The sequence below is a fragment of the Paenibacillus sp. NPDC057967 genome (genome assembly GCF_042887015.1).
GTDB lineage: Bacteria > Bacillota > Bacilli > Paenibacillales > Paenibacillaceae > Pristimantibacillus.
On record NZ_JBHVQB010000013.1, the window covers coordinates 86,717 to 101,769 of the forward strand.

The window sequence follows — 15,053 nt, forward strand, 5'->3', positions numbered from 1 at the left end:
CACCCTTACATTTTTTTGCGTGAGAGCCAGAGGCCCATAAGAAATGATCCGAATATAAGAAGAAGCGCGTTCAGGAGCATGTCTCGTCCTTGCGGGTCCTGCAAATAATAGAAGTAAGCATTCGCTTGGTTGTAACGCAGATTGATGCCGATGAACAAGGCCAGGAACAGAATCGGCGTGAAGTTGGCTACCCTGATCTCTAGCAAGCGGTGCCGCTCCTGTTCATTCGCCCGGCGGGCCTTCCTCATATCGCCCAGCAGCTCCCTTAAGCTCTCCGTAACCGGGACACCCTCCGACAGCGCGACACGTAAAATTTGCACAAAATAATCCGACCATAAATGTCCGAGCGAAGCCCCCAGTATCCGCAAGCTTGCCTCGTCATCGCCTCTGACCGAGAGGTTGCGGTACAACTGCTCGAATACAGCTTGCATCGGTCCAAGCAACCTCTTCTCCTCAATTGTTCGCTGCAAGGCAATGCGGACATGGCGTTCTCCGGTTACTAAGTAACATTGATAGAACAGCTCCACAGCGGGCAAAAAATCAAGTTGGGCTCCCATTCTCCGATGAATCAGCAAACCTCTCAGCCAGATGTAAGGTGCCAATCCAACGATCAATCCGAATAGAAGCCCGCCCTTCGCCGTCTGAAAAAATAGGCCTCCCACCGCAACACCTCCTACAAGCAGCAACGTCGAGATTCCGAGAAAGGTATCTGCCCGCAGCTTCATTCTGAGCGTCTCCAGCAGCTCCGCTATATGTGTTATAAGCTTGGCATACGATTGGATCCGGCCTGCCAGCATGCTGCGCAAGCTGTAAGGCGATTCATAGGTCAGCCGGCTGCGAAGCTGCCGCTTGTCATCGACAGAATCCAGCAGTACGCGAAAGACTATATATAATAGAACAAAAAGCAGCAAACCTCCTGATAATAGCACAAGATCACCCATCCTCATCCCCCTTGCCGAGCCATGCGCCAGCACGATCCGATGGCGGATTCGGATAGAGCCAATCGTTCCTCGCCTCATCGTAGACCGCCCAATCCCGAATATGCACTTCACCGTCCCGCCATCCCATCTCACCAATGCGGGACACCACTCTGCGGCCGCCGATCAGCTTCATCTCCACACCAAGCTCAGTAACATATTCCGCAATTCGTTTCGTCAGCCGTTCGGGATTCATGCTCCTGCCATCCAGCATGCACATATCGGTAATAGCCTCCGGCACATCCTCCAGCCGATTGGCATGCACGGTCGTCATGCTGCCGGTATGTCCCCGCGTACATGCCCGCACGTAGATGTTGGCATCTTCGTCCCTGATCTCCGCATGGATAATGCGCTGGGGCGATTGGCGCAGGGCTAGCTTGAAGGCCTGTGCTGAATGATGAGCCTTGTCATCTTCCGCAGCTTCGTATTCAATAATATTCTTATTCGGAAAATCCCGGCCAAGCATCATCTCGTACCGGCCTTCAATGGTAATGATCCGCTCTTCATCTGGCAGCTCGGCAATAAGCGCTTTCATGAGATTGGTCTTGCCGGAGTTGGTCGGACCGATAATGACCAGATTGTATCTAGCCTTTAGTGAAGCCAGCAACAGCCGTACCATATATTCGCTAAGCGACTGATACGGTTCAGCAGCCAAAGCATCAAGCCGGAAATGGCGGACGGTATAGAAGCGGATAGTCAGAGTTGGACTGGACGTAAACCCGAAGCCGGTCATCGTCACGCGCGAGCCGTCCTGAAGCATGACCTCCGCCCATCGCTTCCGTGGATTAATCCGGTCATTGTTGTACAACACCAGGTTTTGCTGGATACGCTCGACATCATGCACGGTGACGAAGCTATAAGGTGATAACGAAGCCATGCCGCCACGCACCTCGTAGATTCTTGTCCCGACTACCTGCAGCTCTTCCAGACCGTCGCGGCTTGCCAGCACCAGCTCCAGCACATTCAGCCCTACCACTTCTGCAAATAACGCTTCCGCAAGCGTCGCATAGGGATGCTTCCACCCTGGCAGCGTATGAATGCGCAGGCGAATGAGCCGATCCTCAATCAAGGCTAGCACTTGCTCGCGTTCATGCGGAAATCCCAGCACGGCCCGATTGAGCGTCTCACTATACTTCCTTCGCTCTTCTTCCGTCATGCCTCTTGGCGCACTCAGATAGGACCTGATTTCCTCAGCAAGCCTATCGAAATCATCCGACCCCTTATCCGTCCGCTCCTGCGCGCTATTCTCTTCCCGCCTGGTTTCCTCGCTTTGCACTTTCGCTGCAAACTCCGCAATAGAGAATCTGTCCTGCACACCTTTCATGAGGAGCCTACTCCGTTCCGATGCACATTAAGCCTGCGGTACCATGGCTGTCTAACCATTGACGGGAATGCGCTCCGTACGCCATGGCGCTCCAGCAGCTTGACTGCCGGCTTCCTCATCGCCATCCTGCCCCCCGGGTCTTCTCTCAGCCATTCATCGTAACCGCCTCTGTCCAGACTGGCGAACAGCGAATCGTTCATTCTGAATTCTCCTATCGGTGCGGTTCCCAGCTCCTTACATATGTCGTTCATACGATAACCTCCCCTTCTCCATGGATAGTGAACAATGACACAATCGTACTGATTCGGCTGGACTTGGAAAAGCGGCGAGACGCTTCCGATCCAGCGCCGCCCGTCTTCCTGGAAATGCGACAGCGCAGGGGTCGTCACCAATACACGCGAGTCCGCTCGCCGAATGCTGCATATCGTGGCTGCATTATCCCAATATGCGCCAACATCCAGTACGACCAATCCGTATGTTTTCTCCGCTACGTCCAGCAGATGTTCAATCTCCTCCGCCCCGACAAACTCCGCTCCCTCCCGGTTTAAATTGCCGAACAGGACATGCAGATTAGCTCGTCCCCCCACCGCGTAATCCGCACTGCGGAGCATATCCGGCGTCAAGGAGGCCGAACGAAGCTCCGGCTGTAGTCTGTCGAGCGTCACGTCCGGCTCATCCTTCCCCAGAAAGCGATGAAGCTTCGCGCTCTTGAGGTTCAGGCACAGATATCCGACCTCTATGCCGCCTAGTTCCGCAAGCCTGTATGCAGTCGCGAAGGCCGCCGATGTCGTCCCGATATTAGGGGTTGTGCCAATAAAAGCGACTACCGGAGCCGCACCATTATTCCCGCTCACCATCCTCACCCTTTCCTTCCGCTTCACGTCCGTCCTTGATCCGGTCATAAGACTCCGGGCTGTACGCAATCACAACTTTGACGCTTCCGCTCTTGCACAGTCGGTCGATCTGAAGCCACTGCGCCTCCGTCAAATTAAGATTCACATATTCGATCATCGCATTGGCATCGCGCCTCGCCACATACATGCCATCCTTGTTGCCTTCGGCAAGCGACATCAGATGCGATTGTTCCAGACTGTCGACCTCCACATTGGCCGAGCTCTTCACCGATGCGACAACGACCGATTCCGGGAAGATGCGCAGCGACTCCTCCTCTGCGCCTGATGCATAGAGGAGAACCCGGTCGCCGGCGCGAATTCCGTTCGAGATGGAGCGAATGTACTCCTTCGGAATTTGAAAGGTCGACTCTCCCATCCGTGGATGCAGGTAATGCTCATTCAGCTTCCAGGAGAGAAGCGCCTCGCCTTTGCCGAGTGGCATGGCCGCTTCAATCCCCGAGGCCATATCTAACTCTGAGAACATGTCGCTCGTATAAGCGGCAATCGGCAACCGCGACAATTCCAGATCGCTCCGCTGGAGCCGCTCGCCGGCTGCTATGAATCGCTTGGGCACGATGACAGCTACCGTCTCCTGTTGTTCCAATTGATCTCGCTGCAGCACGTACAGTCCGTACACTAGCGCCGCCGACAGCATCGCTGCCGTCAGACTGAGCCATAAGCTCCTTCCTCTTCTCATCGCTACCCCTCCTCCGAGCAACAAAAAAAGAACGCATTCAGCAGCCGCTGCCGGCTAACTGATTGCGTTCTTCGCAATAGATTGCTCTACTATTCGTTCAAACATGAATTTGAGCCTATAATAGCAAACTCATCCTCAAATTGTCTACCCTTAATTTTGTGACCGATCCTGCCGGTCGGAAAACAAGCCGATTTGCTGTCCCATTCAGACAGCCGGCCTTTGTTATCTTAGAAGTCGATCAGGCCTACGCTGATCAACAAAGCGTCATCCACTTTGCGCATCGTCTCATCGTCCAGATGCGTGATTTTATCCGTTAAGCGCTGCTTGTCGATTGTGCGGATTTGCTCCAGCAGCACGACCGAATCTCGGTCGAAGCCATGAGTTGCCGCATCCATTTCGACATGCGTTGGCAGCTTTGCTTTCTGGATTTGAGCTGTAATGGCAGCTACGATTACAGTAGGGCTGAATCGGTTGCCAATGTCATTTTGAATGACGAGAACGGGACGGACTCCGCCCTGCTCCGAGCCGACGACTGGGGACAAATCGGCAAAAAACACATCTCCGCGTTTTACGATCAAGCTCTACACCCCGCTTACGAGACGGCCTAACGTATGGTCGGCTTCTTCCTCCGCTTGAAACGCTTCCGAGGCCATATTCAGGTTGATTTTTGCCATTTCCATATATCCGCGCTGCATGGATTCACGGATCTGGCGCTTTTTGCGTTCCACCAAATACAGCTTCATAGCTTGCCGAATAAACTCGCTGCGATTGGAGTTCTCCTTGGCTACGATACCATCGACCTCCTCGAGCAATTGATCGGGCAAGCTGATCATGATCCTTTTCGTATTATGCACATTGGCCACCGAACTCGCACCCCCAAGACTTTTCCAAAAACCCCTATTACACATTATGACAAATTCTTGCCATTACTATACTTCATCATTTGTATGCCTATCGTATATCAATTATGCTATATGCGCATTCTGCCCATATGAGGGCTGCTTAGATACATTCGATCTTCGCAGGCGCATTCCCTGCACGACATGATAAATAATTCAATTGGATATTCCAGCCATTCTCACCTTATGCCAAGTCGTTGCGCGACTTCACAACCGCTCCATTCTCCGTATAGACCCGCGGGACGCGCGCAGCAAGCATACAAACTACTTCATAATTAATTGTGCCAAGCTGGTCCGCCACTTCTTCCGCTGTAATGGAGGCACTCCCTTGCGTCCCGATCAGCACCACTTCTTCTCCTGCTACCACAGGAGCCGCACCGGGATGATTCCGAACAGGGTCCAGCGCAATCATACATTGATCCATGCAGATTGTGCCTAGAATGGGCGTCTTCACGCCGCGTACCAATCCATGCGCCTTGCCGCCCAGCATCCGGCTGTAGCCGTCTGCGTATCCGATCGGCAAAGTGCCAATAAGCTCTTCTTTTTCCGTAAAATACCGTGTGCCATAGCTAATTCCCCAACCTGGCGGCGCTGTCTTCGTCCAGACGATCTGCGTCTTCAGCGCAAGCACCGGCTTCAGCCCGACTCGCTCCTTGTTCACTTCTTCAGAAGGATACAAGCCGTACATGCCTATTCCGAGCCGCACCATATCGCCTGCCCATTGCGGTGTATCGATGCCTGCGGCACTATTGGCGGCATGCACGATCGGGATTCTCCAGCCTCGCTCCTTGACACCGTCCACAATGAATTGAAAGCGCTCATATTGCAGCTTCGTATAGGCTTTATCCGCCTCATCCGCCTTGGCATAGTGCGTGAACAATCCTTCGATCTCAAGCCCAGGCGTATTCAGCGACCGCTCAATGAAAGCAAGCGCCTCATCCTGTCCCAGCAAGCCAAGGCGACCCATGCCGGAGTCAATCTTCACATGCGCCTTCAGCCTGCGGCCATCCTTGTGATCTGGCAATTGCCCAGCAGCCTCCCGCACATCATCCCGGAATAAGCTGATCGTAATGTTATGCTCGCGCGCGATCGCCAGCGCATCCGCAGGTACGAATCCCAGCACAAGAATAGGCGACTGAATGCCGGCCCTGCGTAGTTGAAGCGCCTCGTCCAGAAACGCGACGCCCAAAAAATCTACGCCGAAGCGTTCAGCCGCCTCCGCTATTTCGACCGCTCCGTGACCGTACGCATTCGCTTTCACCGACGCCATCAGCTTGCATCCGGCCGGTATAGCCTCCCGTACAGCCTGTATGTTATGCCGAAGCGCATCCAATGATATCTCTGCCCAAGTCGGGCGATAATACGATTCCAAGTCGCTCACCTTCTCCTCAATGCCAAAAACGAAAACAGTCCGAGCAGCAAACATTAATAAAATAATGTTAAACGTTGCTGCTGGGACTGTCAATGAAATGAGCACCAGAAATGGCTAGTACCTCTTGGAAATTCGTGCGTCGCTTGGCAGACTGCAGGTTATTTATCCATTTCTCCTTGAACCGATTGCGCGATTTTCCTCATCTCGACATCCGGCAGATCGGCGCTGGAGAGACGGAACAGATTGCCTTGATACGTCCAGGTCAACGTCTGAAGCGAATTATCTTCGCTTGTCGTCAGCTCGCCTACCGTCGTGCCCAGATCAATTAGAACGCCCGGCACCAGTGAAGTTGCGATATCTTTCGGCTGTGTCTGAATGATTGTAAAGTTGAATGCACCGTCATATCTTGTGATTATGCCTTTGTTGCCGCCATAATCGATATCCATGCTATCCTTGAAGGCCACGCCTTCAGGGATATGCGATGGCGCCAGCGCTGTGAATGGAAGGGAACCTTCTCCAACATTACCTGTGGACGCGCTCTCGTCCGGGTTGCTGGCTTCCTCGTCGTCTGTGCCTTCCTTGTCAGGGTTTGCATTCTCATCAGGTGCTGTTGCTTCATCCGTCTCCTGCTCCGGTGTCGTAATCGTCGGCTGATCGCCGCCGCTGCCTGTCTCGCCGGAATTGTCCGTTGCCGGAGGTGTAGCGGCCATATTGGCTTGCGTCTCGAATACGCTCTTGTCGAATTTCTCGCCGAATTTGAACGTATCGAACTTCACGTCGACCATAACCGAAGCGTTCGTGTCGCTCACTTCCACTTGAACCGGGCTGAGGTCGTCTTTGTTCAGCCAAATCTTTTGACGGGCCAATGAGCCATTATTGTAATTCGCCATCACATCAAATACATACGCTTCGTCGTTCACGGCGAACTGTCTGGAGTTGTCAACAATAATGCTTTGAATGAGGGTTTGATACAGGTAGACCTGTCCCTGGTTTTGCGGCCAGTCGCTTTGGAACCGGAATACCTTATTCAGCTTCGGCGTCAGTACGAACACACCGTCGTCGTTGCGGAGCACGATTTGCGTAATATCCTTTTCTTCGTTCGTCAGCTTAATGCGGTAATAGTGCGGATTCTGATAGGAAACCTCCACTTGATACTCCAGCGGCTGCTGGCCGGTATGAAGCGTCATCGTCCCGCTTCCCTGATAGCTCTCCATGCTGCTCACTACTTTGTCGAGCTCCTTCACCACGGACTCGGCGTCCTTCGTACCGCAAGCAGACAATAGTAGTGAGAAGCACACAATAATTGCCGCGGTCCATGTCATGCGACGCATGAAATCATCCCCTCTGCACACATAGTATTTTACTGGCTGATACTATGCATATGAGGGGACTTGGACATTTATTCGGACTAGTTGTGAGCTTGGCTAAATAATTCTTTCCTGCTTCTTCCTACTTCGGCCGTACCGGAATACAGAAATCAAGCCCGAACAGAACCTGCGAGTCTGAAAGCGGCTTCCACAAGTTGATCACCATCGAATGCCGTGAACTATCCCACAAATAGGGACTGACCGGCAACCACTGGGTATGCGCCAAATAGATTAGATCACGTGTAACGTCGTCCCGCTCCTCCAGCCGAATGACAGCATACTTGCCGCCAGGTATGACAATCGGCTCAACTTCCTCGCCGACACCACATACCGCATCGGTCGTTACGCAAGCTGAGAAGCGGTGTCTTGAAGCAGGCGTAACATAGGGGTCGTTATGAACCAGGCCAATGTACATCGTATCTCGCCTATGCAAATCTCTCGCCATCAGCCACTGCCCCGCTTTCTCGTAGGCTTTCGCAACATCCTCATTGTACTTCCCAGTGTTGACTGTTCCTTGATAGCGGACGCATACCGCTTGCCGATCCGGGAAGTGCTCGATCCTTATGCGCAGTTGTGAGTACTTCCGCTCCAGCAGCTGCAGACGCTCCTCATGCTCGCCTTCTGGTACGCTTTGGCTCCAGAAACGCGAGGTAATCGCCTGCAGATGATACCGTCTGCGGTATTCCGTAGGGGACAAGCCGGTATAAGTGCGGAACGTTCGGGAAAAATGGGCGGAGGACTGCAAGCCGCTCTCCATCGCAATATCGGATATAGTCCGCTCGGGGTGAAAGGTAAGCAGCTTAGATGCCTTCTCGACGCGCAGCCTCGTAATAAAGCGATGCAAATTTTCATTCATGACCGCTTTGAAGATACGATGAAAATGATAGGGAGAAAAAGCCGACAGCTTGGATAACTCTTCCAAGGACAAGTCGGCTGTCAAATGCGTCTCAATGTAATCGGCGACCCGGTGAATATGGGCATGGTGCTCCTTCTCAATCAATAAGTTGCGCAACACGACCACCCAACTTTTTTTATCATAATTATATAGCAAAAATTGTTAAGAACCTAGCAAAAAATGAAAAGATTTGCTCCTTTCTGTCGGATAAAATGAGAGTCATTCCCATCCGAAAGTGAGGTCTATAAAAATGAATGTAAGAAAAAACATCGCTTGGGCCAGCTGGCTCATCATGCTTTCTGCCTTGCTGATTCTAAGCGGTTGTACTCGAACAGCTGGCGAAGTGAAGCAGACGGAACAGTCCGCTTATGACCAACAGTGGCAGACGGCGCTTCCGCAAGACCACGGCTTCGATTCCGCAAAGCTGGATGAGATTTTTGAGGACATCAAAAACAGACCGATTTATTCTGCCGTTGTCGTTAAAGATGGCTATATTGTCGGCGAGTATTACAAAGAGAATAATCCCGGCAAAGTGTATCCCGTGAATTCTGTAACCAAAAGTATCACATCGATTCTGATTGGCATTGCCATCGATCAAGGAAAAATCGAGTCTATCGACAAGCCCATATTCGATTATTATCCGGAATTGGCCGCACAAGAAACGGACCCGCTCAAAAAGAGCATCACGATTGCCCATCTGTTATCGATGACCTCCGGTTTCGATTGGCCGGAGTGGACTCCCGAGTGGAACTATTTTGTGTATCCAATGTTTAATGCGCCCGACTGGAGCACCTTCGTTCTGCAACGGGAAATGGCTAGCGCACCAGGAGAGAGATTTAATTACAATACTGGCGGCTCGCAAATTTTGGCCTCGATTCTTAAAATGGCAACCGGCAAGAGCGAGGCGGATTTTGGCAAGGAGGTTTTATTCGAGCCTCTTGGTATTACGCGTGAGCTGGATTGGCCAAGCAGCCCCGACGGTTCTAATTCGGGAGGATTCGGCTTGCAAATGACCGCGAGAGAACAGGCCAAGCTTGGTTATCTATATTTGCAGGGCGGCAAGTGGGAGAATAAGCAGATCGTACCAGAGCAATGGGTAGAGAAGTCAACCTCCATCCATTCTGACGGGAGCCCCCCTTTCGGAACTTACGGCTATCATTGGTGGGTGGGCTCACACGAAGGGGAATCTTACTTCCATGCAATGGGATATGCCGGTCAATACATTTTTGTCGCGCCAGAATCGAACCTAGTTGTCGTATTCAGCTCACAATCTCCGAACAACTCTGCAATGCCAATCCCGATTTTCACAAAAATGCTCGATGCGATCGAGAGATCGGCATAAACTCCCTATAGCTTGAGTGTGCTATCTGAAATGGAGATAGCTGTCCGCAGTATTACCGCATATACAGGTGCTGGCTCATAGCAAATAGCCAGTGCCTCAAGGCCACTGGCTATCCTCATCCTTACTTCGCGCTAAGTGTTACAGCTTCAGCTGTACCCCATGCACCAACTGGAGTGATCTCATTGTCGCCGCCGGCTGACAGCTTGGCTCCGTTCTGGAGCTTGAATACACCGACGCCTGCGGGCTGCCTTGCTCTTTGCTTGGAGCGAGCTCCAAAGCAAGCACGACCATTTCAGAATAATTGAAAGAGAGGTTGCTACAAGTCGTAGTAAGCGACTTTTCCTTTGCCAGCTGGACCTACCAGGTTAGATTGTCCAGAGCCGTACACCTGCTGTCTCACACCGTCAATAGCAGGATCGACATATTGCAAAAACCAATCTTCAAGTCCTGCGCGCATTTCCTCGAGCCTTTCCAGATGCTCAGGCTCATCGATCAAATTATGCTTCTCATCCGGATCATCCAATAGGCAGTAAAGCTCATGCGGTCCATAGGGATAACGGTGCACATATTTCCACTCTTTGCTGCGGATCATTCGAACCGGCCCATACTCATCAAAGATGACAACATGCTTATGCTCCGCCTTGTCTTCACCAAGCAAGTATGGCAGGAAGCTTAAGCCTGGAAGCTTGTTATCGCCATGCGGCGGCAAGCCAGCATATTCCAATAGGGTTGGCATAAAATCATAGCCGCTGACGAGCTCATCATTTACTATGCCTTGCGGTATGCTGCCTGGATGCGAGAATATCGCCGGTACTTTCACGGAGCTATCATACATGTTCTGCGGGTAGGTTCCGTTGCCTTTTCCCCAAATGCCATGATGACCGCAGTTATAGCCGTTATCGCTCATAAAGCAAATCATCGTGTTCTCACGCATATCCATTCTCTCTATTTGATTTATTATGCGCCCTATGTTTTCATCCATTGCAGTAATTGCCGCAAAATATCCTTGCAGATTCGTATTACGGTCATCCCAATAAGGCTCCGTTTTGATGTGCCACGGATGGAGCGGCTCCTGCGGACAGGATTCGAATGTGCTGCCTGCATAAGAGTCAACCAAATGCTGCGGATGGTTATTAATCCAAGGCGTATGCGGTGCTGTGTAATGCACGCTCAAATAAAATGGCTGCTCCGCGCTTTGTTTGGCCAGGAAATCGATCGCATCATCTGTAATTAGATCCGTTACATAACCAGGCTCATTCACGGGTTGACCGTCCCGTATCATCGGAGCGTTATAGTAACTGCCGCCGCCAAATTGGTGGACATACCAATGACTGAACCCCTTTTGCGGGTTTATGCTGTCGCCCAAATGCCACTTGCCGCTTATTGCGCATACATAGCCATGATCAGCAAGCATTTCAGTATAGGTAGGCTGCCCCTGCAAATACTGGATCGCTTTGTCGCCCATACTGCCCTCGCAAATCCAATCATGTACGCCATGCTGTGATGGTATGCGCCCGGTAAATAACGAGGCGCGCGCCGGTGAGCAAACAGGAGAGGTGCAGAAGAAATTCGAAAAACGAATTCCTTCTGCTGCCAGTCTGTCAAGGTTAGGCGTTCGAATATCGCTGTTGCCAGCGCAGCCCATGGCCCAAGCCCCCATATCATCACACAATATAAAGATCATATTAGGTCTTGTATTTTCACTAGTTGCCATACTCCACACTCCTTCCAATCTTCGAGGGGCTATTTTTGCTGCGCTTCATAAGCTGCGTTAACTGCAGCTAATACTTTATCTCCGCCCTGTTCGCGCCATTTTTTAGACAGCTCAGCCAAACCTTTATCAATATCAATCTTACCAGCGATCATGTCGAAGTAGTATTGATTAGCCAGCTCGCTCAAAATACCTTTTCCAAATACTGCGCCCATTTCAATTTCTTCAGGTGTTGTTACATTAACGAGATTCGGTACCAGATTGCTTGTAGCAATCTCGACAGATTCCTTGGCACGATCAGCTTGAGGCTCTGTATGCGGCAAGTAGTTTCTGGTAAGCGGCCATACTACGTTGCCCCATGCAAGCGGGTGCGACCAGCCGTTGGAAGCGAAGCTGTCTTTTGCGCGTTCTTCTTCATTGTAATTAACGTTGTCGCCATCCTTCGTATAATGGACGCCTTCAATACCAAGCTCCAGCAGTTCTCTGCCTTCAGGCGAAAGCATAAACTCCAAAAATTGTGCTGCCTTTTCAGGATCTTTTGCCTTCGTTGTAATCGCTGTAAACAGGCCGCCCTTAGGGTTTCCTACCATACCATGTTTGCCTTCAGGTCCTGCCGGCGGATTGATAAAGCCCAATTTTCCAGTTGGCGTTAATTCCTTCAAGCTTGTTTCAAGACGATTCACATGACGGAACAAATTAGCTACACTGAATCCCGCTTTACTTTGGAAAAACTTTTGCTCGCGCTGCTGTGTATCATTAAGCAAAAACTCAGGATCGATTAGCTTCTCTTTCCACAGCTTCTGAATATATTCAACTCCCGACTTGAATGCAGGATGCTCGAACACAGGGGCTACCTTGCCGTCATTGTCCAAAATCCAGTCTCCATAAGGAAGTCCATAAGCGTAGAATACAAAGTTAAAGGAGGTGTTAAAGCCATTTTCTTTGGTACCTGTCAAACCATACGTATCTTTTTTACCATTTTGATCTGGATCGCCGTTAACAATCGCTTTTAGTGCTTCATAGAACTCGTCTAATGTTTTTGGAGGAGCAATGTTCAATGTTTCCAACCAATCCGCACGGTATGTCATACTTACATTTGATTTTTCCTCGATGAACGGATAGCCATAAAATTTACCGTCAACTGCAGTCCAAGAAAATTGGCCTTCCAGCTTTTCTCTTACAGTCGGCATTTGCGGCAAGTAATCATTCAATGGGACAAGCAAACCTTCTTCCATCCATTGGCTCAAAGATGAAGACGGGTATTGTGCTGTAACCAAGTCAGGAAAGTCACCTGTAGCCATTGCTACATTTACTTTTTCAAAGCCGCCTTCCGGTACAAATTTAAGTTCCAGTTCAATGCCTAGTCGCTTATTAATTTCCGCAATAATACGGTCATCTGGCTGAATAGGCTTGGCTGCTGAATCACCTGGTGTTAAATATACGATCTTTACTGGTTTGCCGCCTTCTCCGTCAGTGCCGGAGCTTGATTTCGGCGATTTTCCGCCGCCATTATTCGAACAGCCTACAATCATGGCCACGATTAGAATGAGACTAAGAATCGATACGACTCTGCTTTTATTGTTATTTTTCATATAACTGCCCCCTTTGTTGTCAGATCTTAACCTGTCATAAAGCTATTCTTTTACCGCACCCAGTGTTGCACCTTGAACGAAGTAACGTTGAAAAAACGGATAAATAAGCATAACAGGAATGGTAGACACCATAATGGATGCCATTTTTATAGATTGCCCCAATAGAAACGGGCTATCACCGCCGGATTGATACACGGCTTCATTGTCAATGAGCATCGCTCGCATAAATAATTGAAGCGGCCATACATCTTTGTCTGTGATATACATAACTGCTGTGAAAAATTCATTCCATTTGGCAACCGCATAAAAAAGTGAGATTGTGGCAATTGCAGGCAGCGAGAGGGGTAATACGACCCGCACTAAAATTCGGAAATCGCCGCAGCCGTCTATGCGTGCTGCTTCTTCTAAACTTTCCGGTACAGAAGCCATAAATGATCGCATAATGATGAGGTTATAGGTTTGCACCATTAGCGGCATCATGAGAGCCCACACTGTATTCATCATGCCAAGCTGCTTCACAACGAGGTATGTGGGGATAATGCCTCCACTGAACATCATCGTAAATACAATTAAAAACATGATCGCTCTGCCGCCAGGCAAGTAGTTCTTGGATAACACATACGCTGCGAGTGTAGTAACAATCATACTCAAAATGGTGCCTACTACCGTAACAAAAATACTGACACCGTACGAGCTCCAAAGCTGCTTCATCCCTAAAATATACTCATAAGCTTCAAATGTAACCGTTTTCGGAAATAAGTGTACGCTGGATTGCATGCTTTCACTTATTGGGGTAATAGATACAATTAATGAGTCCCAGAAAGGAAACAGCGTCAATAATGTAATCAAACCTAGAAAAGTGTAATTGCATACCTGAAATAGTTTTGCGCCTAATCCAGAGTTTTCCATAATCTGCTTTCCTCCTTGCGCTAATTAGCCGCGTCCTCATGCTACTAATTAGAATATGCCTTGATCACCTTTCATACGAGCAAGCTGATTAGCTATAACGAGCAGTACAAAGTTAATAATCGATTTAAACAGTCCAAGTGCTGCCGCTAAACTGAACTTGCCATCTGCCAATCCCGTTCGATATACGTAAGTGTCTATAATATCAGCTACGCGATATACGCCAGAATGATACAATACAAAGATTTGTTCAAACCCGGCCTCCATTAAACCTCCGATACGCAAAATAAGCAAAATGATAATCGTTGTGCGGATACTCGGCAATGTCACATGCCAAATGCGCTGCATCCGGTTAGCGCCATCCATCCTGGCCGCTTCATAAAGGGAAGGATTGACACCTGCTAGAGCTGCCATATAGATAATGGTGTTCCAGCCAAATTCCTTCCAAATCATAGAGCCAACTAATGTAGAACGGAAATAGGATTCATCACTTAAAAACCCTATGCTTGATCCGCCGAGCGAGCGTATCACCTGATTGACGATGCCCGTGTCTGTCGACAGCAAATTAATAAGCAACCCGCCCATAATGACCCATGAAATAAAGTGAGGCAAATAAATAATCGTTTGAACCGTTCTCTTGAATACCATCTTGCGAACTTCGTTAAGAAGAAGAGCAACGAACAATGGCAATGGAAAACCAAAGACCAGTCTGTACAAGCTAATGACAATCGTGTTCCAAAATACTTCCCAAAACTTGTCTAGCTGCATCAGCGTCTGGAAATGCGTAAGACCTACCCATGGGCTGCCATTGATCCCTTTTAAAATGCTGAATTGTTTGAAAGCAATCGTTGCGCCGTACATCGGATAGTAATGAAAAATAATGTAATAGGCGATTGCCGGAAGCAGCATCAAATACAAATTGCGATAACGCAAAACTCGTCTGACGCCTTCCATTCTGCTGCTCTTTACCTGCACGCTCATTCTTGATGTAGGGGCTTCCAAATTGGTTAGCCTCCTTTCTTTTCGGTTTGTGAAAGCCCTTTCATCATACGGTGCATATCGTTTTTTCAACAAGAAT

Annotated in this window: 14 protein-coding genes; 1 reads left to right on the forward strand and 13 read right to left on the reverse strand. The window is 49.7% G+C overall.

Annotated features, from left to right (window positions below):
* Positions 1 to 5: 5 nt before the first annotated feature.
* The 9 genes from ACFVSO_RS26875 to ACFVSO_RS26915 all read right to left on the reverse strand — a co-directional run bounded on the left by ACFVSO_RS26875 (position 6) and on the right by ACFVSO_RS26915 (position 8,541).
* Entirely contained in the window at positions 6 to 941 is a 936-nt protein-coding gene (locus ACFVSO_RS26875; RefSeq protein WP_387479806.1) for a type II secretion system F family protein, read from the reverse strand.
* Positions 934 to 2,301, reverse strand: coding sequence for an ATPase, T2SS/T4P/T4SS family (locus tag ACFVSO_RS26880; protein ID WP_387479807.1), 1,368 nt, complete (start codon positions 2,299 to 2,301; stop codon positions 934 to 936). Before ACFVSO_RS26880 ends, ACFVSO_RS26875 begins: the two co-directional genes overlap by 8 nt.
* Positions 2,298 to 3,158 carry a P-loop NTPase family protein gene (locus tag ACFVSO_RS26885; protein WP_387479808.1) on the reverse strand — a complete coding sequence of 287 codons (861 nt, stop codon included), beginning with the start codon at positions 3,156 to 3,158 and terminating at the stop codon, positions 2,298 to 2,300. Before ACFVSO_RS26885 ends, ACFVSO_RS26880 begins: the two co-directional genes overlap by 4 nt.
* Complete coding sequence (locus ACFVSO_RS26890) at positions 3,142 to 3,891, reverse strand: SAF domain-containing protein (protein ID WP_387479809.1); 750 nt, start codon at positions 3,889 to 3,891, stop codon at positions 3,142 to 3,144. Before ACFVSO_RS26890 ends, ACFVSO_RS26885 begins: the two co-directional genes overlap by 17 nt.
* A gap of 227 nt (positions 3,892 to 4,118) precedes the next feature.
* The gene (locus ACFVSO_RS26895) at positions 4,119 to 4,469 is read right to left on the reverse strand and encodes a type II toxin-antitoxin system PemK/MazF family toxin (protein ID WP_087569551.1); all 351 of its coding nucleotides are present in this window, start codon (positions 4,467 to 4,469) and stop codon (positions 4,119 to 4,121) included.
* 3 nt (positions 4,470 to 4,472) lie between these two features.
* On the reverse strand, positions 4,473 to 4,754 hold the full coding sequence (locus ACFVSO_RS26900) for a CopG family ribbon-helix-helix protein (RefSeq protein ID WP_116048851.1): 282 nt from the start codon (positions 4,752 to 4,754) through the stop codon (positions 4,473 to 4,475).
* A 220-nt stretch (positions 4,755 to 4,974) separates the two neighbouring features.
* On the reverse strand, positions 4,975 to 6,162 hold the full coding sequence (gene alr / locus ACFVSO_RS26905; RefSeq protein ID WP_387479810.1) for an alanine racemase: 1,188 nt from the start codon (positions 6,160 to 6,162) through the stop codon (positions 4,975 to 4,977).
* A gap of 158 nt (positions 6,163 to 6,320) precedes the next feature.
* Positions 6,321 to 7,493 carry a LolA family protein gene (locus ACFVSO_RS26910; RefSeq protein WP_387479811.1) on the reverse strand — a complete coding sequence of 391 codons (1,173 nt, stop codon included), beginning with the start codon at positions 7,491 to 7,493 and terminating at the stop codon, positions 6,321 to 6,323.
* A 118-nt stretch (positions 7,494 to 7,611) separates the two neighbouring features.
* A complete protein-coding gene (locus ACFVSO_RS26915; protein WP_387479812.1) occupies positions 7,612 to 8,541 on the reverse strand; it encodes an AraC family transcriptional regulator in 930 nt (309 codons plus the stop codon).
* A 133-nt stretch (positions 8,542 to 8,674) separates the two neighbouring features.
* On the opposite strand from ACFVSO_RS26915, the gene ACFVSO_RS26920 reads away from it, so the two are divergent.
* Positions 8,675 to 9,766: a serine hydrolase domain-containing protein gene (locus ACFVSO_RS26920; protein ID WP_387479813.1), complete on the forward strand. Its 1,092-nt coding sequence runs from the start codon at positions 8,675 to 8,677 to the stop codon at positions 9,764 to 9,766.
* A gap of 316 nt (positions 9,767 to 10,082) precedes the next feature.
* Here the strand turns inward: ACFVSO_RS26920 and ACFVSO_RS26925 are convergent, their stop codons facing one another.
* From ACFVSO_RS26925 to ACFVSO_RS26940, 4 genes are read right to left on the reverse strand one after another with little or no spacing between them, the layout of a single operon-like run.
* On the reverse strand, positions 10,083 to 11,480 hold the full coding sequence (locus ACFVSO_RS26925; RefSeq protein WP_387479814.1) for a sulfatase family protein: 1,398 nt from the start codon (positions 11,478 to 11,480) through the stop codon (positions 10,083 to 10,085).
* Positions 11,481 to 11,509: 29 nt separating this feature from the next.
* Positions 11,510 to 13,069, reverse strand: a complete 1,560-nt coding sequence (locus ACFVSO_RS26930; protein ID WP_387479815.1) for an extracellular solute-binding protein — start codon at positions 13,067 to 13,069, stop codon at positions 11,510 to 11,512.
* A 42-nt stretch (positions 13,070 to 13,111) separates the two neighbouring features.
* The gene (locus ACFVSO_RS26935) at positions 13,112 to 13,978 is read right to left on the reverse strand and encodes a carbohydrate ABC transporter permease (protein WP_387479816.1); all 867 of its coding nucleotides are present in this window, start codon (positions 13,976 to 13,978) and stop codon (positions 13,112 to 13,114) included.
* A 48-nt stretch (positions 13,979 to 14,026) separates the two neighbouring features.
* On the reverse strand, positions 14,027 to 14,977 hold the full coding sequence (locus tag ACFVSO_RS26940) for an ABC transporter permease (RefSeq protein ID WP_387479817.1): 951 nt from the start codon (positions 14,975 to 14,977) through the stop codon (positions 14,027 to 14,029).
* Between the last annotated feature and the right edge of the window lie 76 nt (positions 14,978 to 15,053).

What these genes read in the sequence shown, in the direction of transcription:
- ACFVSO_RS26935 (WP_387479816.1), bottom strand. Translation starts at nt 13,978, where the DNA reads ATGGAAAACTCTGGATTAGGCGCAAAACTATTTCAGGTATGCAATTAC.
- ACFVSO_RS26910 (WP_387479811.1), bottom strand. Translation starts at nt 7,493, where the DNA reads ATGCGTCGCATGACATGGACCGCGGCAATTATTGTGTGCTTCTCACTA.
- ACFVSO_RS26875 (WP_387479806.1), bottom strand. Translation starts at nt 941, where the DNA reads ATGGGTGATCTTGTGCTATTATCAGGAGGTTTGCTGCTTTTTGTTCTA.
- ACFVSO_RS26925 (WP_387479814.1), bottom strand. Translation starts at nt 11,480, where the DNA reads ATGGCAACTAGTGAAAATACAAGACCTAATATGATCTTTATATTGTGT.
- ACFVSO_RS26920 (WP_387479813.1), top strand. Translation starts at nt 8,675, where the DNA reads ATGAATGTAAGAAAAAACATCGCTTGGGCCAGCTGGCTCATCATGCTT.
- ACFVSO_RS26930 (WP_387479815.1), bottom strand. Translation starts at nt 13,069, where the DNA reads ATGAAAAATAACAATAAAAGCAGAGTCGTATCGATTCTTAGTCTCATT.
- ACFVSO_RS26880 (WP_387479807.1), bottom strand. Translation starts at nt 2,301, where the DNA reads ATGAAAGGTGTGCAGGACAGATTCTCTATTGCGGAGTTTGCAGCGAAA.
- ACFVSO_RS26890 (WP_387479809.1), bottom strand. Translation starts at nt 3,891, where the DNA reads ATGAGAAGAGGAAGGAGCTTATGGCTCAGTCTGACGGCAGCGATGCTG.
- ACFVSO_RS26885 (WP_387479808.1), bottom strand. Translation starts at nt 3,158, where the DNA reads ATGGTGAGCGGGAATAATGGTGCGGCTCCGGTAGTCGCTTTTATTGGC.